The following is a 20,707-nucleotide window of genomic DNA, read 5'->3' on the forward strand; positions in this document are numbered from 1 at the left end:
GCTAAGCTTCTAGATTTAGCCCATCTTTAGTCAAAAAATAGACCTTATCAACTACCTTATTTATAAACTCCTTATCGTGTGAAACGATGATTTGAGCTATATCCAAACTCTCAAGGATATTTGCTACCTTTATTTGCATTTCATAATCAAGCGCAGTCGTTGGCTCATCAAGCAAAAGGATTTTAGGCTGAGCTATCAAAACTCCAGCTAAGGCTACAAGCTTCTTTTGACCGCCAGAGAGATAAAAAACTATCTCATTTTTAAGGTGTAAAATCCCAAGCTCACCAAGCATAAACTCAGCTCGTTTTCTAGCTTCATCATTGCTTGCCCCCTTTGCTAAAAGGCTAAAAGCCACATCTTCAATTACACTTGGAGCGATAAATTGATCATCACTATTTTGAAATAAAAATCCAAGTAAATTTCTATATTTTCTAAAATCATCTAAGCTTTTCATAGGTTCGTGAAATATCTCCACGCTACCTTCTAAAGGCATTTTAAGACCGCCTATTATCTCAAGGAGAGTTGATTTGCCGCAGCCATTTTGACCTATTATGGCGATCTTTTCTTTATGAGAGAGATTTAAATTTAGATTTTCAAATAAAATTTTATCGCCAATTTTGGCTTTTACATTTTTCAAAGTTACAGAACAGCTCAAATCAAAACTCCTTGTTTGAAAATTAGCGAGATTAAGAGTAAAATTATAAGTAAAATATCATAAAATCCAAATTTTAAGCTATTTTCAAGCTTGTAAAATTTGCCATTAAATCCCCTTATTTGCATGGTTTTTTCTAGTATTTGTGATTTTTCAAACGCACCTAAAAATAGCATTGCGACCAAATTAGCATATGTTTGATAAGCAAAAATCGAGGTTGTATGGCTAAAATTTCTAGCCTTTAAAGTGCGTTTAAATTTATAAAAATCCATCTTCGCTATCTGTATAAATCTAATACAAAAATAAAATAGATAGCTGATCTTGCTCCCAAGACCAAGGCGTGATATACCAAAAGCCATATCGTAAAAATCCATTTTATGAAATAGCAAAAGCCCAAATAAAATAATCAAATTCGAACGGATAAATATAAGCAGTGCTAAATGATAATTATCCGATAAAATCACGCTTAAAGCGACTAAAATTATAAATAAATTTAGAAAAAATAGCCGTTTTAAAATCTCAAAAAAATATCTAAATTTAATTAAGCTTAGAAAAATAATTGGCAACAAATGTGTCAAATAAATCTCCCCGCTAAGTGCTAGAAAAAAGCTAAAAATAAAAAAACAAAGTAGCGATATGGATGGATTTATCATCTTCTTTTTATAAAATACAAAAACCCAAAAAATATGATAATACCAGCTATAGAGCCAACTATTTTTAAAATATATATTAAAGTGCTATCTTCTTTGTTTTCTATGATCTCTTTATCTGTAGTAAATGTAATTTTCCTCTCATGAGCTAAAGATCCATCAACTAAAATCTCAAATTCATTTGCTAATAACTTAACTCTAGCGACTCCATTTTCATCTGTTGTGGTATTTTGTATTACTTTTTTATCTTTGATTATATCGACTCTGCAACCTTTACAAGGCGAATTTCCATAAAAATAGCTTTTGATAACGACAAAATCACCATCAATATCAGCAAAAACCTTCAAAGAGTGAGCATTTAAAGTGGCGAAAAACAAGAGTATTAAAGCTATTGTTTTCAATTTAATAACCCCCTATTTACCTTATAAATAAAGCCTATAGCAAACAAGCTTATTATACCTTCTACCATCATCAAAACCAAATTTGACGCTAAGGCAACACTAGCTATAGCATAAAATTCCTTACCATTTAAAACCAAAACACCGCTTAAAATCAGTGCTGAGCCTAAAAGCGAGATAAATCCTACTAAAAACCAGCATATTGGTTGGTATATTTTTTGATATTTACACTCTTTTAGTGATAATTTTACAAAATACCTACCAAGTATCGACGGCAAGGCTAACATAAGTAAATTTACCCCCAAAACGCTAATCCCACCATATCCAAAAAATAAAGCTTGAAGCAAAAGCCCAGCAAATATCGCAAGCAAGGCATTCACGCCTAAAAAAGCCCCAACTAAACCCCCTAATATCAAGTGTATCGAAGTAGGGCCAAGTGGAACATGAATAAAAGAAGCTATAAAAAATATCGCACTCATACAAGCGATTTTAGGGATATCTTTGTAGTTTAATCTATACAAAAGATATACCACCAAAACCCCAGCTACAACGCTAGATGGGATTATGATTTCAGGCTTTAAAACGCCTTCGCTAATATGCATTATTCATAATCCTTAGTCTCTACCCAAATTACCGCCCCAATCTCTACTGGATACTCTTTGCCATCTTTTTTGATCTTTTTATCATCTTCATTTAAAGCAGAAAATCCCCACCATCCAGCAAGTGGCATAGCAAAGCTAAATTCCCCAAGCTCATTTGTCTTAACCTCTTGAGTTATATAGTCATCTCCTGGGGCTTTTAGCCCTTTTGTATTTAAATACTCAATCTCAACAATTGTATTTTTAGCCGGTTTTCCTTTATATAAAACCTTGCCTGAAAAGATATTTCCCTTATAAAGTCCATAAGGTCTAGTAAGTGGTATAATCTCTGTTTTTAACCCTATTGGCTCATCCCAACCATCATTATATCCGTAGGCATCTACTATAGTTTTGGTTATATGTCTTATAAATACACTCTCAGCTGGTTCAAAATATGGCTTTGGATCCATATAAAATTGATAAACGCCAGGCTCTTTAATGCTATATGAAGTTTCATAATAGCTCATTTTGCCATCTTTTTTCTCTATTAAATTCGAAAAAATCTCTTTTTTACCATTAGTAAAAACCCCAGCCTCAACTGGCTTATCTAAGTTCATCATCATACCTTCAAATGGATGAGTGAATTTATATGTGATTATCTCTTTGGCTTGTTCTTGGTCATCTATGGTTGAATTTGATGGGATAACCACCCCAAAGTGAGCCAACGCCGCACACGCAACTCCTGCAACTACAAATAGTGATTTTAAATTCATTTATTACCCTTTTTTTTGAAAAATATTGCTTATAATTATGCTACTTTTTTTCTTTAATTTTACTTAATTATTTAACATAAATTTAATATAAATTTATGTTATGGATTTTGAGTGCCAACTATTTTAGATAGCATATCTATAGTTTTGTCAAATTCCACCCCTTCATCTGGATTTTGTTTTATAAAATCCTCCATAGCACCCTTTTTGCTAATAGCGTAGTCAAGCTCCTTATCTACGCCCTTCTGATAGGCTCCAATGCGGATTAAAACCTCATTTTCTTTAAGCATAGAAAATAGCCTTTTAAATTTATTAGCATTTTGCTTATGCTCTTTGGTGATGACATCGCTCATTACACGACTTGCTGAATTTAGAATATTTATGGGTGGATATATCCCAAAATCAGTTAATTCTCTACTTAAAACTATATGTCCATCTAGGATTGAGCGACTTTGATCAGCAATGGGATCGCTCATATCATCGCCTTCTACTAAAACCGTGAAAAATGCCGTGATAGAGCCTTTGCCATCTTCTTTTCCTGCTCTTTCCATTAGTTGCGGAAGGAGCGTAAGAGCGCTTGGCGGATAGCCCTTTGAGGTTGGTGGCTCACCTAGTGCTAGACCGATTTCACGCTGTGCCATAGCAAATCTAGTGACGCTATCCATCATAAATAGCACATCTTTGCCTTGATCTTTGAAGTATTCAGCCACGCTCATAGCGCAAAATGCACCATATTTTCTCATCAAAGAGCTATCATCGCTTGTGGCTACTATTATTATAGTGTTGGTTAGATCTCCGCCTAAATTTTTTTGGATAAACTCAGGAACCTCCCTGCCACGCTCACCAATCAACGCTATTACCTTTATAGGGGCTGTGGTGTTTCTTACTATCATTCCCATTAAGGTGGATTTACCCACGCCAGATCCGGCAAATATCCCGACTTTTTGCCCCTTTCCACAGGTCAAAAGCCCATCAATACTCTTAATCCCAACGCTAAATTTCTCATCAATTAGCCCACGCTTCATAGCAGGAATTGGAGCTCGCATTATAGGTATGAAATCAAAGCACTCTATAGCGCCTTTACCATCTTTTGGATTCATAAATGGATCTACTACTCTACCAAGCAAAGCCTCGCCTACAGGGATATTCATACCTTGATCACTTGCATAGACTCTATCTCCAACCTTAAACCCTTCTACGAAGCCAAACGGACTAACGCTAGCACCATTTTGATTTAGTCCAGTTATCATTCCTAGCTCGTTTTTATCGCTATCTATGCTAGCAATCCTAACTATATCGCCAATGCTTGGGCGAAGACCTGAAATTTCAATATTATTGGCGTTAATTTTTGTTATTATGCCAAAAATGCTAGATAGATTTATCTTTTTAGCAAGGCGATTTTGGATATTTTTTAGGCTCAAAATTTAACCGATTTTGGTGAATTTATGAGATCGAAAAACTCTTTTCTCGTCTCTGGATTTTTGATAAATGAGCCACGAAGTGCTGAAGTGGTAGTAACTGAATTGATCTTTTCTACCCCTCTCATCTCCATACACATATGCCTTGCTTCTACTACGACGCCTACGCCTTTTGGATTTATGGCTTCTTGTAAGGCTTGAGCGATCTGCTCTGTCATCTGCTCTTGAATTTGAAGTCTTCTAGCGTAGATATTTACCATTCTTGGAATTTTGCTTAGCCCTACTACCTTGCCATTTGGGATATAGGCTACATGAACTCTACCAATTATAGGTAGCAAGTGGTGCTCGCAAATGCTGTAAAATTCGATATCTTTTATTAGCACCATCTCATTATTGCTACTTTCAAACATAGCATCGCCTAAAATCTCAAGCGGGCTTTGATTATAGCCTTGAGTAATGAATTCATAGGCTTTTGCTACTCTTTTTGGAGTGTTTATAAGCCCATCTCTATTTGGGTCTTCTCCTATGATTTGAAGCATTTTTTTGACGCAATCTTCAAATTCAGCCATTTTGCTCTTATCAAACATAATTTACCTTAAAAAAATTTTGCGTGATTTTACAATAATTTGACTTGAGAGCAAATAAATTTAATAATTTATACTTAAATAAAGCAAAATTTTGATATATTACACGCTAAATTTTTGTCAAAAGGAAAATAATGGAAGTTAATGCTAAACTTACAAATTCAGTAAATGCTACTGCGACAACGACTTTAAAAGCAGATGAAATAAAACAAAAAGTAGAAAAATTAGCACAAAAATCAGCTAAAAATGTAAAAATAGATGGATTTCGTCCTGGTAAGGTGCCAGTAGCTGAAATTATCAAAAGATATGGCAAAGATCTACAAAATGACGCTCGTGGCGAGCTTTATAGGGATTTTATCAGCGAATTTGTAAGATTAGTTAATAAATCAGACGCAGATATAATATCTGAACCAAGGGTGCTTAAATTTGATGAAAAAGATGGAAATATAGATGTTGAAGTTGAAATTTCATTTCGCCCAAGTGTAGATATAACTGGATATGAAGAGCTTATCCCAAGCTTTGAAGAGCCAAAGGTGCAAAAGAGCGAAATTGATGCGAAAATAGATGAAATTTTAAATATGTTAGCTCCGCTTAAAAAGGTAGAGAAAGATAGTTTAGAAAAGGGCGACTTTGCTAAATTCGATTTTGAGGGCTTTGTAGATGGGGAGACCTTTGAAGGTGGTAAGGCAGAGGGTTATGTCCTTGAGATTGGTAGCGGTCAGTTTATCCCAGGATTTGAAGATGGTATGATCGGTTTAAAAGTTGGCGAAGAAAGAGATATCAATGTTACATTCCCAGCTGAGTATGGTGCGGCTCACCTTGCTGGTAAAGCGGCGGTATTTAAAGTAAAATTACATGAAATTCAAGTCAAAGAGACTCCAAAATTAGATGAAGAAACTCTAAAGAAAATTTTGCCAAATGAAGAAAATCCAACCGCTAAACTATTAGAAGATCGTATAAGCGATCAGATTAAAGCTGAAAAATTAGCTAAATTAGTATCAGATGAGCTAAAACCAAATTTTGCTAAAGCAGCTGTGGAGAAATTTAGCTTTGACTTGCCAAATAATATAGTAGAGCAAGAGATCGATATGCAATTTAGAAATAATTGGATGAGCTTTAGCGATGAAGAGCGTAAGCAATTCCAAGAAGATCCAAAAGCGCTAGAGGCTCAAAGAGCAAAATATAGAGATGATGCTTTAAATAGCGTTAAACTAACATTTATCATAGATGAGTTAGCAAAGGTAAGAAATATAAATGTAGCTGATAATGAAATTTTACAGACAATATATTTTGAAGCTTATAGATATGGCGCAGATCCAAAAGAGCACTTAGAAAATTACAAAAAACAAGGCATGATCCCAGCTGTGAAAATGGCTTTAATAGAAGAGAAATTGTTCTCAGATCTATTTAACAAAAAAGCTGAGAATAAATAATGATACCTTATGTAATAGAAAATGATGGCAAAGGCGAGAGAAGCTACGATATATACTCTCGCTTACTTAAAGATCGCATAATTATGCTAACTGATGAGATCGAAGATCGCATGGCTAGTGCTATCGTGGCTCAACTTCTATTTTTAGAAGCACAAGATCCAGATAAAGATATATATCTATATATAAATAGCCCAGGCGGAGTAGTAACTAGCGGAATGAGTATATATGATACGATGAATTATATCAAGCCTGATGTTTGCACCATCTGTATCGGACAGGCTGCTAGTATGGGGTCATTTTTGCTTAGTAGTGGAGCAAAAGGCAAGAGATATATCTTACCAAATGCTAGAGTTATGATACATCAGCCATTAGGTGGAGCGCAAGGTCAAGCTACGGATATGGAGATTAGGACTAAAGAGATCTTAAGAATAAAAGAGAATTTAAATGCTATCTTGGCTAAAAATACAGGCCAAAAACTAGCAAAAATAATAAAAGATACAGATAGGGATTTTTTTATGAGTGCTACTGAAGCAGTAGAGTATGGCATTGTTGATACAATTTTGACAAAAAGTTTTAAATAGAATTTAAGGTGTTGTGATGGTTAAACTAGATGAAGATAAGGCAGCTATAAAGGAGACTACCACTATATCTAATGGTGCACCGGCTAAGCCAGCTGCACCTCGTCCAAGTGTCCCAAGTACTCAAGATGAGAATGTAGATTTAAATAAATTTTCATCATCTGTCTTAAAACAGCTACTTGCTGAGAATATCCAGCCAACACCTGATAATTTTGATATATATTTTAGAAAGCTATTAGAGAATAAACCGGCAAATTTTCAAAAGAAAGTTTTAGAGCTACTAGATTTTAGCAAAGAAGATAAGCTTGATCGCCAAGCTCTAATAGAAAAGGATATTAAAACTGGATTTGCTCAAATTCGCTCTATGATGCAATTAATATCGCTGATATACAAAAATTTAGGAATTATGAAAGGCATAGCTAAAAAGCGTTTAAGCGAGATGAACTCAAATGCAAATCCACTTGAAGTCCAAGGAAGCATAAAGGCCTTTGGGCTAGAACTTGAGAAGCTAAATATCTTAATGGATCGCCATATAAACGCTATTAGAGCTAGTTATGAAGAGGTGGATAAAATCTTTAAAAATGTAGAGGATAACTCTATTTATGACTCTAAATTTGAAGTTTATAACAAAAAATATCTATTAAAAATCCTATATGATGAATTTGATGATGTCAAACGCTATAAATATAATGTTAGCATAATGCTAATTCGCGTTAAAGATAAGGTTTTAAATGCGATCCCAAGCATAAAAGATAAAAATGGAATTTTAAGAAATATAGCCAAAATTTTATTAAAAACCTCAAGAAGAAGCGATATAGTCGCACACTATGGGGATGGATGTTTTGCTATGGTGATGAAACACACAGACTTAGAAAGTGCTAAAAAGGCTGCTCAAAGGGTGGCTGAATTGCTATATCAAACTACATTTTTTATGGGTGAAGATGAGCTAGATATGGATATGGAGATCGCAGTTGGAGCTATCAATCCAGATAGTAGTATAGAAGAGATACTCTCAGCACTTCTTGATGCACTTCCTAAGAGTGCTAAGGGTGTTAAGCTCTTTGAGAGCGTAGAGGCGTGATATGGTTTTAGAAGTTTTAGAATATCCTGATAAAAGGCTTTTTGAGCTTAGTGTTGAGGTGGATAAATTTGATACTCAGCTTGGCGAATTTTTGGATAATATGTATGATACGATGATCGCTAAAAGCGGAATTGGTCTAGCTGCGATACAAGTAGGCCGGCCGATTAGAGCTTTGATTATTAATCTAGTAAATGATAAGGATATCCAAGATAAAGCCGATCTATTAGAGATAATCAATCCAAAATTTATCAAAAAAGATGGCGAACAGCTCTATCAAGAGGGCTGCTTGAGTGTGCCTGGATACTATGAGGAGGTCAAAAGGGCTGCTAGTGTGGTTGTGGAGTATCAAGATAGATTTGGCAACCATCACATTATCGAAGCTGATGGCTTGCTAGCCGTGGCACTTCAGCATGAAAACGACCATTTGGACGGGCATCTATTTATAGAGAAAATTGGCTTTAATAAGCGTAAAAAATTTGATAAAGAGTATAAGAAAAAGCCAAAACGCAAACCGCTATGAAATCCTTAAAATGTGCTTGTTTAGGCTCTAAACTACATATAATTGATATAGAATCCACTCTCCTTAGGGCTTTGCCTGGATTTGAGATCGTTGGTCTTGCTAGTGTGACTATCAAAGAGGCGGTCACACGGGTCAAATCCGCACTTTCTGCTCTTAAAGACTTTAGTCTTCCAGCTATGAAAATCATCATAAATTTAAGTCCAAGCGATGTTAAAAAGGATGGCTCATATTTTGATTTAGCAATTGCTCTTTTGGTTTTATTACAAAAGGAGCGATTTGATAGTGATTATTTTGTCTTTGGTGAGCTTGGGCTTGATGGAAGGCTTAGAAGCTCAGCGGAGCTATTTTCGATACTATTATTTCTTAGCACTCAAGTGGATTGTGCTAAGATTTTACTCCCAAAAGATATAGCTCTAAAAGCTGCGATGATACCAAATTTTGAAATTTACGCAGTTGAAAATCTAGCTCAAGCTAGGGATTTTTTCTTAAATGATGAGTTTAGACAGAGTTGCAAGGTGAAAGCCGCTCATCCGATTTTTGATAATGTGATAGAGATTTCGGGGCGCAAATTTGTCCCAAATTTAAATTATAAGCTTGATTTTATCGATATTAAAGGTCAAGAAAGAGCCAAACGAGCTAGTGTTATCGCAGCAGCTGGAATGCATAATATTTTATTTGAAGGAAGCCCAGGGTGTGGCAAGAGTATGAGCGCAAAGCGTTTGCCATACATTATGCCGCCTCAGAGTTTAGAAGAGATATTACTAGCTAGTGCGTATGAATCTTTAAATTCAAATAATAGCGATTTTAGCACGGTTAGATCTTTTAGAAGTCCGCACCACACAAGCACTAGAAGCTCAATTTTTGGCGGCGGAAGCGGTATGGCAAGGATCGGAGAGGTAGCTTTAGCCAATGGTGGAGTGCTGTTTTTTGATGAGTTTCCACACTTTGGCAAACAAATTTTAGAAAGCCTTAGAGAGCCTTTGGAGGATTATAAAATCAATATTTCAAGGGTAAATTCTAAAGTTAGCTATGATACTAAATTTCTATTTGTAGCAGCTATGAATCCATGCCCTTGTGGCAATTTATTTAGTAAAAATAGCACTTGTATTTGTAGCGATAAAGAGATTGCCAAATACCAAAATACCATATCTGGGCCTATTTTAGATCGTATTGATATATATTGTGCGATGGGTGAGATTAGCGAATTTGATGAGGCTACTTTAAGCTCAAAGCAAATGAGCGATATGGTGCTAAATGCCTTTAAAAATCAGATTAACAGAGGTCAAAGCGAACTAAATGGCAAATTAAACGATGGTGATATAGCTAAATTTTGCATTTTAGAAAGCCAAGCAAAAGAGGTTTTAAACAAGGCAATTTCTAGCTATAATCTTAGCCAAAGAGGGATAAATAAAACCCTAAAAGTCGCTAGGACAATTGCTGATTTACGCAACTGTGATACCATATCAAAAGCTGATATAATGGAGAGTTTGAGCTATAGGATGAAAAGATGAAAAGGCTTTATATTGACTCAGATAAATTCGATAAAAATGCTGTGGATAATCTAGGAATTAGCGAGCTTGTATTACAAGAAAATGCCGCTAGGGCTGTAGCTGATGCGGTGCGTCAAAGGGTGAAATTGGGTAGCAAAATCTTAGCAATTTGCGGTAAAGGAAATAACGCAAGTGACGCTATAGCCGCTCTTAGAATACTTAGTGGTGAGTATGAGTGCTACGCCCTTTTACTAAAAGATGATCTAAATCATAACGCAAAAATCCAGCTAAATATAGCTAAAAATGTTGGCGTTGAGCTTTTGGATTTTGAGTGTGATTTTAGCAAATTTGATTGCGTGGTAGATGGGATTTTTGGTAGTGGATTTAGGGGTGAGATGGAGCCTAAAATTGCTAATTTAATAGGGCAGATAAATGGCTTAAATGCCCTTAAAATAGCCGTCGATATGCCTAGTGGGGTTAGCAATTTTGGTGTGGCTAGTCAGGTTTTTAAAGCTGATTTTACCATCTGTATGGGGGTGCTAAAGCTTGGGCTTTACTCTGATATGGCTAAGGATTTTGCTGGAGAGATAATCCAAGCGAATTTGGGATTAAATGAGAGTAAATTTAGCTATGGTAATAGCGATTATCTCGTGCTTTTAGATGATTTAGAGCTACCTAATAGGGCTTTAAAAAATGTAAGCAAAGGTGATTTTGGTCATGCATTTATCGCTTGTGGAGATATGAGCGGTGCTTCGAAGATAGCGGCAAGCTCAGCTTTAAAGATGGGGGTTGGTAGGGTGAGCGTGGTAAATTTAACTCAAAATAGCTTAAATTTAGACCCACAAATTATGCTTAAAAATAGCTTTGATGGGGCTGATGCTATAGCCTTTGGCATGGGGCTTGGTGGGGCTAGTTTTGATTTTAGTAAGCTTATTAATAGGCTATGTGTAGTTGATGCAGATGCGTTTTATCAGCCGTGGATTAGGGATTTTGCTATGAGCAAGTTAGCCATTTTGACCCCACACCCAAAGGAGTTTAGCTCCTTGCTTAGGCTGTGTGAGATAGGCGAGTTTAGCGTAGATGAAATTCAAAATAATCGCTTTAAATTAGCTAGGGAGTTTAGCTCTAAATTTCCATCTATTTTGGTGCTAAAAGGCGCTAATGTGATAATAGCTAAAGATGGGGTGCTTTATGTCGCTCCACAAGGTAGCGCTAAACTTGCAGTTGGCGGTAGTGGCGATGCGTTATCTGGGATTATTTTAGCTTATTTAGCTAATAAATTTAGCCCACTAAAAGCGGCTATAAATGGGGTTTTAGCCCACCAAAAATCAGCTCAAATTTATAAAGGGAATGATTATAGTTTTACCCCAAATGATATTATAGAAGGATTAGCATGGTTGTAAAGAATATCGCAGTTTTATTTAGTGGAAGTGGCTCAAATCTCCAAGCCATTTTAGAAAAAATTCACAATAAGATTTTTAATGGAGTTAAGATTAAAGTAGCGCTATTAATCTGTAATAACCCAAATGCCAAAGGGATTAAAAGGGCTAAAAAATTTGGTCTTGAGACCATTGTGATTAATCATAGAGATTATGATAGTAGGGAGGAATTTGACCAAGCATTAGTAGATGAGATCAAAAAATACGATATTGATTTGAGCGTTTTGGCTGGATTTATGCGAATTTTAACTCCTGTATTTACAGATAATATCAAAGCTATTAATCTCCATCCAAGCATATTGCCACTATTTAAGGGTGCTAATGCGATTAGCCAGAGTTATAATAGCGATATGAAAATAGGCGGCGTGAGTGTGCATTGGGTAAGTTCTCAGCTAGATTCTGGAGAGATAATAGCTCAAAAGAGCTTTGCTAGAAAGCATAAAAGCCTAAAAGAGTGGGAGGAGAAAATTCATAAAATCGAGCATAAGCTTTTACCAAAGACAATTATTGAAATTTTAGCTAAAGGAAAATAATGCTTGAGTGGATCTATATGCCTGAAGCTTGGATTAGCCTGATGACGCTAACTGCACTTGAGATAGTTTTAGGGATTGATAATATCATTTTTATAGCTATTTTATGTGGCAAGCTTCCGGCTTATCAAAGAGATAAAGCAAGGATAGCAGGGCTTGGACTTGCTATGATAACTAGAATTTTATTGCTTTTGAGTCTTTTTTGGATTATGAAGCTGACAACCCCACTTTTTGCTCTAATGGGGCAAGAGATCTCTGGGAGGGATATTGTCTTGATCGCTGGTGGGCTATTTTTGATAGCGAAATCCACGCTTGAGCTACACTCTCACACGATAGGGGAGGAGCAAGAGATGGCTAGTAGCAAGGCTGGAGCTGGATTTATGATGGTTATTACGCAGATTGCTATACTTGATATTGTATTTTCACTTGATAGTGTAATTACTGCTGTTGGCATGGCAGATCATATAGAGATTATGATTTTAGCGGTGATTTTGGCTGTTGGAGTAATGCTACTAGCTAGTGGGGCTATTAGTAGATTTGTTGAATCAAATCCAACAATCAAAGTCTTAGCGCTTGCTTTTTTAATTTTAATTGGCATAGCATTAGTGGCAGAGGGATTGGAATTTCATATACCAAAAGGGTATATATATTTTGCTATGGCGTTTTCTTTGGTTGTAGAGATGATTAATCTATATAGTAGAAAAAAGCAAAATGGTTAAATTATAAATTTTTAAATTTTATTAAATTTAAGCCAACTTTAATTGACAAATAGTTGTTTTTTTTATATAATTTCAGCTCTTTATTTGAAGTAGCGAGACTATACTTCGGGGTGTAGCGCAGTCTGGTTAGCGCACTTGGTTTGGGACCAAGGGGCCGAAGGTTCGAATCCTTTCACCCCGACCATGTGGTGAGTGTAGCTCAGTCGGTTAGAGCATCAGATTGTGGTCCTGAGGGTCGTGGGTTCGATTCCCATCACTCACCCCATTTATGTGTGGCAAGATCGCGCTTGTAGCTCAATTGGATAGAGCGACAGACTTCGGATCTGTAGGTTGTGGGTTCGAGTCCTACCTGGCGCACCACTTTGAATATAAGAGCTGAGTTTCTTATGCGCTCATAGCTCAGCTGGATAGAGCAACGGCCTTCTAAGCCGTAGGCCAGAGGTTCGAATCCTCTTGGGCGTACCATTTATTCTGCGGACGTGGTGAAATTGGCAGACACGCCAGACTTAGGATCTGGTGCCTTACGGTGTGGAGGTTCAAGTCCTCTCGTCCGCACCATTCCCCTTTTTCTTAAGCTTTCACAAATTATTAAAACTCATTAAAACGCACTTTAGCATTAATTTTAGCTTCCATTTGATATTATTTTCACCTTTATCTATATAAATTTAGCTAACTAAAAGCTATCACGCTCCTACCACAAGGCTAAAAGCTAATAATTAGATATAAATTCTCAAATTTCTAATTCTTTCCAAAAATCATTTTAAATTTAGTTTAAAATCCACTCAAAGCTTTCAATAGCGATAAAATCAAAATATGCAAAATAGCAAATTTATGCTAGATTAAGCCAAATTCAAATCAATTAAATTTGCCACGCATAAAAATGGGAATATTAAGAATAATTTATGATTAATACAAGTATAATTGCTGACATTTTTACGAAATAACCTTAATTATATAATTAACTTAAATTATATTAATTTGGTTTTTTGCCTAAGGAGAAATTATGAGATTTTTCGCTATTTTGTTTTTTGGTTTTTTGGTTAGTGCTAGCGCTTCTAACACTCATAACTATACGCCACATTGGGGTTATAGCGGTGATGGATCGCCAGAGCATTGGGGAGAGTTAGCGGATGAATTTCACGCTTGTAAATATGGGAAAAATCAATCGCCGATTGATATTACTCAAACTACTAAATCTACGCTACAAAAACCTATATTTGACTATAAAAATAGCCCAAAAGAGCTTATCAATAACGGACACACTTTACAAGTGAATTTCAATCCAGGTAGCACCATAGCATTTCAAAATAAAAAATTTGAGCTTTTACAGATACACTTTCACACCCCATCAGAATATACTTTTAATAAAAAGCACTATCCTATGGTGGCTCATTTAGTTCATAAGGCTAGTGATGGAGAGCTTTTAGTATTAGCCATTATGTTTGATAAAGGAGATGAAAATCCTGTGATTAAACAGATTTGGTCGCCCATCAAGGCTGGAGAGTCTAAAAAACTAGCGAATTTAGCTATAAGCGACCTGGTTAAAAATCTTCAAAGCTATATCAAGCTTGATGGCTCACTCACTACGCCGCCATGTTCTGAAGGGGTGATTTGGCTAATAAACAAAGATAACGCCTTTGCTTCAGATGATCAGATTAAATTTTTTACCGATATAATAGGTCAAAACAACCGCCCAACCCAAGCTATAAATGGTCGCAAAATCCTAGAAATATCTAAATAATAGATTCGCAGCCGCTTTTAAGCCTTTCCAAGCCGCTTCCAAGCCACTTTTAAGATATGTTAGTATCTTAAGTGGCAAGATTAGCAAATATTTTGATTAAATTTGTATTTATTTATAGTAAAATTATATTAAAATATTGTATTTTAATTAATGAAAATATATAATACAAATCCAAAAACGCTATCAAAAAATCAAATTTAAAGGCAATCAAAATGGCAAGCAACCACAAAAGAGAAGAGATACATAAAGCGATATGGTCTATCGCAGATGATTTAAGGGGTTCAGTCGATGGATGGGATTTTAAGCAGTATGTATTAGGCATTATGTTTTATAGATATATCAGAAAATATAACAAACTATATAAATGAAGGGGAGAGAAAAGCAGGAGATACTACTTTTGATTATGCTAAATTAAAAGATAGCGATGCCAAGCTTGAAAGGGATAATCTTGTAAAAGAAAAGGGGTTTTTTATTCTCCCATCAGAGTTATTTTGTAATGTGGTAAAAAAGCAAAAGATGATGAAAATTTAAATGAAACACTTGAGAGAATATTTAATAATATTGAAAACTCCGCTAAAGGCGCAGAGAGCGAAGATGACTTTTCTGGACTATTTGATGATATAGATGTTAATAGTAATAAGCTAGGTCCCACAGTTGCTAAAAGAAATGAAAGATTAATAAAAATATTAGAAGGAATTAATGGACTTGATTTAGGAAACTATCAAGATAACGATATAGACGCATTTGGGGACGCCTATGAGTTTTTAATGTTAATGTATGCATCAAATGCTGGTAAATCAGGCGGAGAATTCTACACACCACAAGAAGTTAGCGAATTACTTACAAGACTTGCCATTGTGGGTAAAACATCAGTAAATAAAGTTTATGACCCTGCTTGTGGGTCTGGCTCATTATTATTAAAATCGGCGAAAATTTTAGGAAAAGATAATGTAAGAAATGGTTTTTATGGTCAAGAGATAAATTTAACTACATATAATCTTTGTAGAATTAATATGTTTTTACACGATATTGGTTATGACAAATTTAACATAGCTTGCGAAGATACTTTGACCATGCCTAAACACTGGGATGATGAGCCATTTGAGGTGATAGTATCTAATCCGCCATATTCGATTAAATGGGCTGGAGATGATAATGCCATTTTGATAAATGACCCAAGATACTCTCCCGCTGGAGTTTTAGCGCCTAAGTCAAAAGCGGATTTTGCTTTTATAATGCATTCACTTTCTTGGCTAGCAGCTAATGGCACAGCTTCGATAGTATGTTTCCCTGGTATTTTATACAGAGGTGGAGCAGAGCAAAAAATAAGAAGGTATTTAATAGATAATAATTTTATTGACTCAATTATTCAACTACCTGATAATCTCTTTTTTGGGACAAGTATAGCAACTTGTATAATGGTATTAAAAAAGGGCAAAAAAGACAATAGCACACTCTTTATAAACGCTTCCAAAGAGTGCGTCAAAGTAACTAATAATAATAGATTAACTGATGATAATATAAATAATATTATTAAAATGTTTGAAAATAGAGAAGATATTGAATATATCGCAAAATTAGTTTCAAATAAAGAAATAGCACAAAATGATTATAATCTATCAGTTTCAACCTATGTAGAACAAGAAGATACAAGAGAAAAAATAGATATAGTAAAGCTTAATAAACAAATCGATGAAATAGTAGCTAGAGAGAATAAACTTCGTGAAGAAATAAATAAAATTATTTCAGAAATAAGGGTGTAATGAATGAGTAAATTAGATGAATTGATTGAAAAATTATGCCCTAATGGGGTGAATTTTGAAGAACTAAGAAATAAAGAATTATTTAAATTTTACTATGGGAAAGGTAATAAAATACCTGAGGATATTGGTGGAATTTATGATGTATATGGAGCTAATGGTGTTGTATCACATATAAATGAATATAATTGTGAAGATGTTACAATTATTGGACATATAGGAGCAGTTGGAATGGTAAATAGATGTAAAGGCAAATGTTTTGTAACATACAATGGTACTATTGCTGAAGTAGTTGATAAATCAAAAGTTAATTCACAATATCTATACTATGTATTAACAACTCTTAATTTGCCGTCATATAAAAAAGGAAGTCAGCCATTTTTATCTGTGAGTGATTTTGATAAAATTCGCATTCCTGTGCCTCCGTTGGAAGTGCAATGTGAAATTGTCCGTATATTGGATAATTTCACATTGCTTTCAGCAGAGCTTTCAGCAAGAAAAAAGCAATACCAGTATTATTTAGATAGTATATATGAAAATATAAAAGATAACAATGTGAATTTAGGTTCAATAGGTTCATTTACACGAGGAAAAAGATTTGTTCATGCAGATGTAGTAGATGAAGGAGTACCATGTATTCATTATGGTGAATTATATACATTTTATGGAGTTCATGTAAATAAAGTTAAATCGCACATTAAGGAAGAATTAAGATCTAAAATGAGATATGCTAATAAGAATGATGTAATAATTGTTGGTGCAGGAGAAAATAGAATGGATATAGGCATTGGAGTTGCATGGGAAGGTGATGAAGATGTAGCAGTGCATGATGCATGTTATACATTAAAGCATAATCAAAATCCTAAGTATATATCTTATTTTTTAAGAACTTCTCAATACCACAATCAAATTAAAAAATTTGTATATGAAGGTAAAATATGTTCAATATCAGCTGAAGGATTAAAAAAGGCAATTATACCAATCCCTTCCATAGAAGAACAGAATAAGATAGTAAATATATTAGAAAAATTTGATGATTTATGTAACGATATTTCGCAAGGCTTACCAGCCGAAATAGAAGCAAGACAAAAACAATATGAGTATTATAGAGATAAATTATTAGCTTTTAAGGAGTTAAAAGTAGATGAATAAATATAATATAGTAATGGAGATGAGTAATTCTACAGTTGTGGCTGAGTATGAACCAGAGAAAAAGAGATCTGAAGCGTATCAAAGCGAACAAGCATTAGAAAATGAATTTATAAGAATGCTTAGTGAGCAAGGCTATGAGTATTTGAAAATCAGTAATTCAAAGGCTCTTATTAATAACCTTAGAGCTCAATTAGAGTTATTAAATAATTATAAATTTAGTGATAATGAATGGGATAGATTTTATAAAGATAGTATCGCTAATAACAATGATGGTATAGTGGAAAAAACTATAAAAATTCAAGAAGATTATATCCAAGTATTAAAAAAAGATGATGGAACGAGTAGAAATATCTATCTAATTGATAAGAAAAATATCCATAATAATATATTACAAGTTATCAATCAATATGCTGAAAATGGTGGAAACTATGATAATAGATATGATGTTTCGGTTTTGGTTAATGGACTGCCTTTGATTCATATAGAGTTAAAAAGAAGAGGAGTAGCCCTAAAAGAAGCATTTAATCAGATAAATAGATATCAAAGGGATAGCTTTTGGGCGGGTAGTGGATTATATGAATATATACAAATATTTGTAATTTCAAATGGGACAAATACAAAATATTATTCTAATACCACAAGAGAAAGCCATATAAAAGAAAAAACTCAAATCAAAAGTAAAAAAACAAGCAATAGCTTTGAATTTACTTCATACTGGGCTGATGCGAGTAATAGGGTAATATCTGATTTAGTTGATTTTACTAGAACATTTTTTTCAAGACATACAATATTAAATATATTAACTAAATATTGCGTATTTACAGCTGAAGAGTTATTGCTTGTGATGCGTCCATATCAAATAGTCGCAACTGAAAGGATATTAAATAAAATTCAATTAAGCACAAATTATAAAAAAATGGGAACGATAGAAGCTGGTGGCTACATATGGCACACAACAGGTTCTGGCAAAACCTTAACATCATTTAAGACCGCACAACTCGCAAGTAAATTAGACTATATAGATAAAGTTTTATTTGTCGTTGATAGAAAAGATTTGGATTATCAAACAATGAGAGAGTATGATAGATTTGAAAAGGGTGCTGCAAATGGCAATAGAAATACCAAAATATTACAAAAACAGATTGAAGATGATAATGCTAGAATTATAGTTACAACTATTCAAAAGTTAAGCGAATTTGTAAAAAGAAATACCACGCATACAGCATTTCAAAAACATTTGGTTTTAATATTTGATGAGTGCCATAGATCTCAATTTGGAGATATGCATAAATTGATAGTTAAGAGCTTTAAGAATTATCATTTATTTGGATTTACAGGAACGCCGATATTTGCTAAAAATGCGAATAAATCTAATCCGAATTTTTGCACAACAGAGCAAGCCTTTGGGGATAAGCTACATACTTATACTATTGTTGATGCTATAAATGATGGGAATGTGCTGCCATTTAGAATTGACTATGTAAATACACTTAAGAAAAAAGAAGGAATGACGGATAAAGATGTAAATTCGATTAATACAGAAGAGGCGTTGTCATCTGATGAGAGAATTAGCAATGTTGTTTCATACATAATAGAACACTTTGACCAAAAAACAAAAAGAAATTCATCTTATGATCTAAAAGGTCAAAGAGTGAGTGGATTTAACTCAATGTTTGCAGTAAGCTCTATACCAGTTGCTAAAAAATATTATTTAGAATTTGAAAAGCAATTAAAGGAAAAAAATAGAGATTTAACAATCGCAACGATATACTCTTTTTCAGCTAATGAAGAAGATGCGGCTAATGGGATAATAGATGATGAGGGATTTGAAACTAATCTATTAGATAAAAGCTCAAGAGAGTTTTTAGACTATGTAATAGATAGATATAATAAGAAATTTAAGACTAATTTTTCATCTGAAGGAAATGGATTTCAGGATTATTATAAAGATTTATCTGATAAAGTTAAGAAAAGAGAAGTTGATTTATTGATTGTTGTTAATATGTTTTTAACAGGATTTGACGCTACTACACTAAATACATTATGGGTGGATAAAAATTTAAAACAACATGGATTGATACAAGCATTTTCAAGAACAAATAGAATATTAAATTCAGTAAAATCTTATGGGAATATAGTATGTTTTAGAGATTTACAGCAAGAGACAAATGACGCAATAGCTCTATTTGGCGATAAAAATGCTAGTGGGATAGTACTGCTAAAATCTTTTGAAGACTACTACTATGGATATGAAGATGATAAAGGCAAAGAACAATTAGGCTACGAAGAAAGAATTGCTATGTTGCTTCAAAAATATCCACTAGGGGAGCAAATAATAGGAGAAGTGGCTAAAAAGGAATTTATAATCTCTATGGGTAGTATCCTAAGACTAAGAAATATCCTATCATCATTTGACAAATTTCAAGGTATGGAGATACTAAGCGATAGGGATTTTCAAGATTACATTGGCACATATACGGATCTATATGAGGAGTTTAAGCCAAAGCCAGGAGAGAGCGAAAGCATAAAAGATGATTTGGTATTTGAAATGGAGCTTGTAAAACAAGTAGAGGTAAATATAGATTATATTTTAATGCTAGTTTTAAAATACTATCAATCTAATTGTAAAGATAAAGAGATATTAGGATCAATTGATAAAGTAATTAGATCAAGTTTAGCTTTAAGATCCAAAGCAGATTTAATAAATGGATTTATCAATAGAATTAATATAGATACAAATGTAATGGAAGATTGGGGTAAATTTGTAAAAAAACAAAAGGAGAGTGATTTAAAAACCCTAATGAAAGATGAAAATTTAAATGAAATTGAGACAAGAAAGTTTTTAGATAACTCTTTTAGAGATGGGCAAGTCAAAACAATAGGAACAGACATAGAAAAAATACTACCACCTATGGGTAGATTTAACGGCGATAATAGAAATGAAAGAAAACAAATAATAATTGAAAAAGTGCTAAAATTCTTTGATAAATATTTTGGATTAGGTATATAGAAAAACTCAGATATTAAAGTTGCCAAATCATATTAAGCCAGATACCAATATTTAGATGATATATTACAAAGTTTTATAAAAATTTAAGCAAATTGGGAAAAGCACCCCCCCCAAAAAAAAATCAAGCGACATTATGCTAAAAGTTTGAGTATTATACAATTATTTAGTAAGAATTTAAAATCATAGATAATAATTTTATTAAGT

Annotated in this window: 18 protein-coding genes, 5 tRNA genes and 1 pseudogene; 17 read left to right on the top strand and 7 right to left on the bottom strand. The window is 33.9% G+C overall.

The window, feature by feature from the left end; all coding sequences use genetic code 11:
• Nucleotide 1: 1 nt before the first annotated feature.
• From CSUIS_RS00585 to folE, 7 genes are all read right to left on the bottom strand, one after another.
• Nucleotides 2-655 carry an energy-coupling factor ABC transporter ATP-binding protein gene (locus CSUIS_RS00585; RefSeq protein ID WP_086296714.1) on the bottom strand — a complete coding sequence of 218 codons (654 nt, stop codon included), beginning with the start codon at nt 653-655 and terminating at the stop codon, nt 2-4.
• A complete protein-coding gene (locus CSUIS_RS00590; protein WP_086296715.1) occupies nt 652-1,305 on the bottom strand; it encodes a CbiQ family ECF transporter T component in 654 nt (217 codons plus the stop codon). Before CSUIS_RS00590 ends, CSUIS_RS00585 begins: the two co-directional genes overlap by 4 nt.
• Nucleotides 1,302-1,703: a hypothetical protein gene (locus CSUIS_RS00595; RefSeq protein WP_086296716.1), complete on the bottom strand. Its 402-nt coding sequence runs from the start codon at nt 1,701-1,703 to the stop codon at nt 1,302-1,304. Before CSUIS_RS00595 ends, CSUIS_RS00590 begins: the two co-directional genes overlap by 4 nt.
• Entirely contained in the window at nt 1,700-2,302 is a 603-nt protein-coding gene (cbiM, locus tag CSUIS_RS00600; RefSeq protein ID WP_086296717.1) for a cobalt transporter CbiM, read from the bottom strand. Before cbiM ends, CSUIS_RS00595 begins: the two co-directional genes overlap by 4 nt.
• Nucleotides 2,302-3,051, bottom strand: coding sequence for a DUF4198 domain-containing protein (locus tag CSUIS_RS00605; protein ID WP_086296718.1), 750 nt, complete (start codon nt 3,049-3,051; stop codon nt 2,302-2,304). The genes cbiM and CSUIS_RS00605 overlap by 1 nt, the downstream gene beginning before the upstream one ends.
• Before the next feature lie 98 nt (nt 3,052-3,149).
• The gene (gene fliI, locus CSUIS_RS00610; protein WP_086296719.1) at nt 3,150-4,469 is read right to left on the bottom strand and encodes a flagellar protein export ATPase FliI; all 1,320 of its coding nucleotides are present in this window, start codon (nt 4,467-4,469) and stop codon (nt 3,150-3,152) included.
• Nucleotides 4,466-5,035 carry a GTP cyclohydrolase I FolE gene (gene folE, locus CSUIS_RS00615; protein WP_418228996.1) on the bottom strand — a complete coding sequence of 190 codons (570 nt, stop codon included), beginning with the start codon at nt 5,033-5,035 and terminating at the stop codon, nt 4,466-4,468. The genes fliI and folE overlap by 4 nt, the downstream gene beginning before the upstream one ends.
• A 149-nt stretch (nt 5,036-5,184) precedes the next feature.
• Here folE and tig point away from each other — a divergent pair, with 149 nt between their 5' ends.
• The 17 genes and pseudogenes from tig to CSUIS_RS00700 all read left to right on the top strand — a co-directional run bounded on the left by tig (nt 5,185) and on the right by CSUIS_RS00700 (nt 20,503).
• Nucleotides 5,185-6,483: a trigger factor gene (gene tig / locus CSUIS_RS00620; RefSeq protein WP_086296721.1), complete on the top strand. Its 1,299-nt coding sequence runs from the start codon at nt 5,185-5,187 to the stop codon at nt 6,481-6,483.
• Nucleotides 6,480-7,064: an ATP-dependent Clp endopeptidase proteolytic subunit ClpP gene (gene clpP / locus CSUIS_RS00625; RefSeq protein ID WP_180380051.1), complete on the top strand. Its 585-nt coding sequence runs from the start codon at nt 6,480-6,482 to the stop codon at nt 7,062-7,064. Before tig ends, clpP begins: the two co-directional genes overlap by 4 nt.
• 16 nt (nt 7,065-7,080) lie before the next feature.
• Entirely contained in the window at nt 7,081-8,142 is a 1,062-nt protein-coding gene (locus tag CSUIS_RS00630; RefSeq protein ID WP_086296722.1) for a GGDEF domain-containing protein, read from the top strand.
• Between the two features lies 1 nt (nt 8,143).
• Nucleotides 8,144-8,662, top strand: a complete 519-nt coding sequence (gene def / locus CSUIS_RS00635; RefSeq protein WP_086237097.1) for a peptide deformylase — start codon at nt 8,144-8,146, stop codon at nt 8,660-8,662.
• The gene (locus CSUIS_RS00640; RefSeq protein ID WP_086296723.1) at nt 8,659-10,173 is read left to right on the top strand and encodes a YifB family Mg chelatase-like AAA ATPase; all 1,515 of its coding nucleotides are present in this window, start codon (nt 8,659-8,661) and stop codon (nt 10,171-10,173) included. The genes def and CSUIS_RS00640 overlap by 4 nt, the downstream gene beginning before the upstream one ends.
• Entirely contained in the window at nt 10,170-11,555 is a 1,386-nt protein-coding gene (locus tag CSUIS_RS00645) for an NAD(P)H-hydrate dehydratase (protein ID WP_086296724.1), read from the top strand. Before CSUIS_RS00640 ends, CSUIS_RS00645 begins: the two co-directional genes overlap by 4 nt.
• A complete protein-coding gene (gene purN / locus CSUIS_RS00650; RefSeq protein WP_086296725.1) occupies nt 11,546-12,124 on the top strand; it encodes a phosphoribosylglycinamide formyltransferase in 579 nt (192 codons plus the stop codon). The genes CSUIS_RS00645 and purN overlap by 10 nt, the downstream gene beginning before the upstream one ends.
• Nucleotides 12,124-12,840, top strand: a complete 717-nt coding sequence (locus CSUIS_RS00655; RefSeq protein WP_086237093.1) for a TerC family protein — start codon at nt 12,124-12,126, stop codon at nt 12,838-12,840. Before purN ends, CSUIS_RS00655 begins: the two co-directional genes overlap by 1 nt.
• A 106-nt stretch (nt 12,841-12,946) precedes the next feature.
• Nucleotides 12,947-13,024: transfer RNA gene (locus CSUIS_RS00660), tRNA-Pro, on the top strand.
• Nucleotides 13,025-13,028: 4 nt separating this feature from the next.
• Nucleotides 13,029-13,105: transfer RNA gene (locus CSUIS_RS00665), tRNA-His, on the top strand.
• Nucleotides 13,106-13,123: 18 nt separating this feature from the next.
• Nucleotides 13,124-13,200: transfer RNA gene (locus tag CSUIS_RS00670), tRNA-Arg, on the top strand.
• Nucleotides 13,201-13,228: 28 nt separating this feature from the next.
• A tRNA-Arg gene (locus CSUIS_RS00675) sits at nt 13,229-13,305 on the top strand.
• Between the two features lie 8 nt (nt 13,306-13,313).
• Nucleotides 13,314-13,398 (top strand) — tRNA-Leu (locus tag CSUIS_RS00680).
• 445 nt (nt 13,399-13,843) lie between these two features.
• On the top strand, nt 13,844-14,581 hold the full coding sequence (locus CSUIS_RS00685; protein ID WP_086296726.1) for a carbonic anhydrase: 738 nt from the start codon (nt 13,844-13,846) through the stop codon (nt 14,579-14,581).
• A 182-nt stretch (nt 14,582-14,763) separates the two neighbouring features.
• A pseudogene (locus CSUIS_RS00690) lies at nt 14,764-16,344 on the top strand (type I restriction-modification system subunit M).
• Nucleotides 16,345-16,347: 3 nt separating this feature from the next.
• Complete coding sequence (locus CSUIS_RS00695) at nt 16,348-17,493, top strand: restriction endonuclease subunit S (RefSeq protein ID WP_086296727.1); 1,146 nt, start codon at nt 16,348-16,350, stop codon at nt 17,491-17,493.
• A complete protein-coding gene (locus CSUIS_RS00700; RefSeq protein WP_086296728.1) occupies nt 17,486-20,503 on the top strand; it encodes a type I restriction endonuclease subunit R in 3,018 nt (1,005 codons plus the stop codon). The genes CSUIS_RS00695 and CSUIS_RS00700 overlap by 8 nt, the downstream gene beginning before the upstream one ends.
• The last annotated feature ends 204 nt before the right edge of the window (nt 20,504-20,707 follow it).

Origin of the sequence: Campylobacter porcelli (assembly GCF_002139855.1) — a bacterium.
Lineage (GTDB): Bacteria > Campylobacterota > Campylobacteria > Campylobacterales > Campylobacteraceae > Campylobacter > Campylobacter porcelli.

Excerpts from the sequence above, each read along its gene's own strand:
- CSUIS_RS00590 (WP_086296715.1), bottom strand. The coding sequence starts at position 1,305 with ATGATAAATCCATCCATATCGCTACTTTGTTTTTTTATTTTTAGCTTT.
- cbiM (WP_086296717.1), bottom strand. The coding sequence starts at position 2,302 with ATGCATATTAGCGAAGGCGTTTTAAAGCCTGAAATCATAATCCCATCT.
- CSUIS_RS00605 (WP_086296718.1), bottom strand. The coding sequence starts at position 3,051 with ATGAATTTAAAATCACTATTTGTAGTTGCAGGAGTTGCGTGTGCGGCG.
- folE (WP_418228996.1), bottom strand. The coding sequence starts at position 5,035 with ATGGCTGAATTTGAAGATTGCGTCAAAAAAATGCTTCAAATCATAGGA.
- tig (WP_086296721.1), top strand. The coding sequence starts at position 5,185 with ATGGAAGTTAATGCTAAACTTACAAATTCAGTAAATGCTACTGCGACA.
- CSUIS_RS00630 (WP_086296722.1), top strand. The coding sequence starts at position 7,081 with ATGGTTAAACTAGATGAAGATAAGGCAGCTATAAAGGAGACTACCACT.
- def (WP_086237097.1), top strand. The coding sequence starts at position 8,144 with ATGGTTTTAGAAGTTTTAGAATATCCTGATAAAAGGCTTTTTGAGCTT.
- CSUIS_RS00640 (WP_086296723.1), top strand. The coding sequence starts at position 8,659 with ATGAAATCCTTAAAATGTGCTTGTTTAGGCTCTAAACTACATATAATT.
- CSUIS_RS00645 (WP_086296724.1), top strand. The coding sequence starts at position 10,170 with ATGAAAAGGCTTTATATTGACTCAGATAAATTCGATAAAAATGCTGTG.
- purN (WP_086296725.1), top strand. The coding sequence starts at position 11,546 with ATGGTTGTAAAGAATATCGCAGTTTTATTTAGTGGAAGTGGCTCAAAT.
- CSUIS_RS00655 (WP_086237093.1), top strand. The coding sequence starts at position 12,124 with ATGCTTGAGTGGATCTATATGCCTGAAGCTTGGATTAGCCTGATGACG.
- CSUIS_RS00685 (WP_086296726.1), top strand. The coding sequence starts at position 13,844 with ATGAGATTTTTCGCTATTTTGTTTTTTGGTTTTTTGGTTAGTGCTAGC.
- CSUIS_RS00695 (WP_086296727.1), top strand. The coding sequence starts at position 16,348 with ATGAGTAAATTAGATGAATTGATTGAAAAATTATGCCCTAATGGGGTG.
- CSUIS_RS00700 (WP_086296728.1), top strand. The coding sequence starts at position 17,486 with ATGAATAAATATAATATAGTAATGGAGATGAGTAATTCTACAGTTGTG.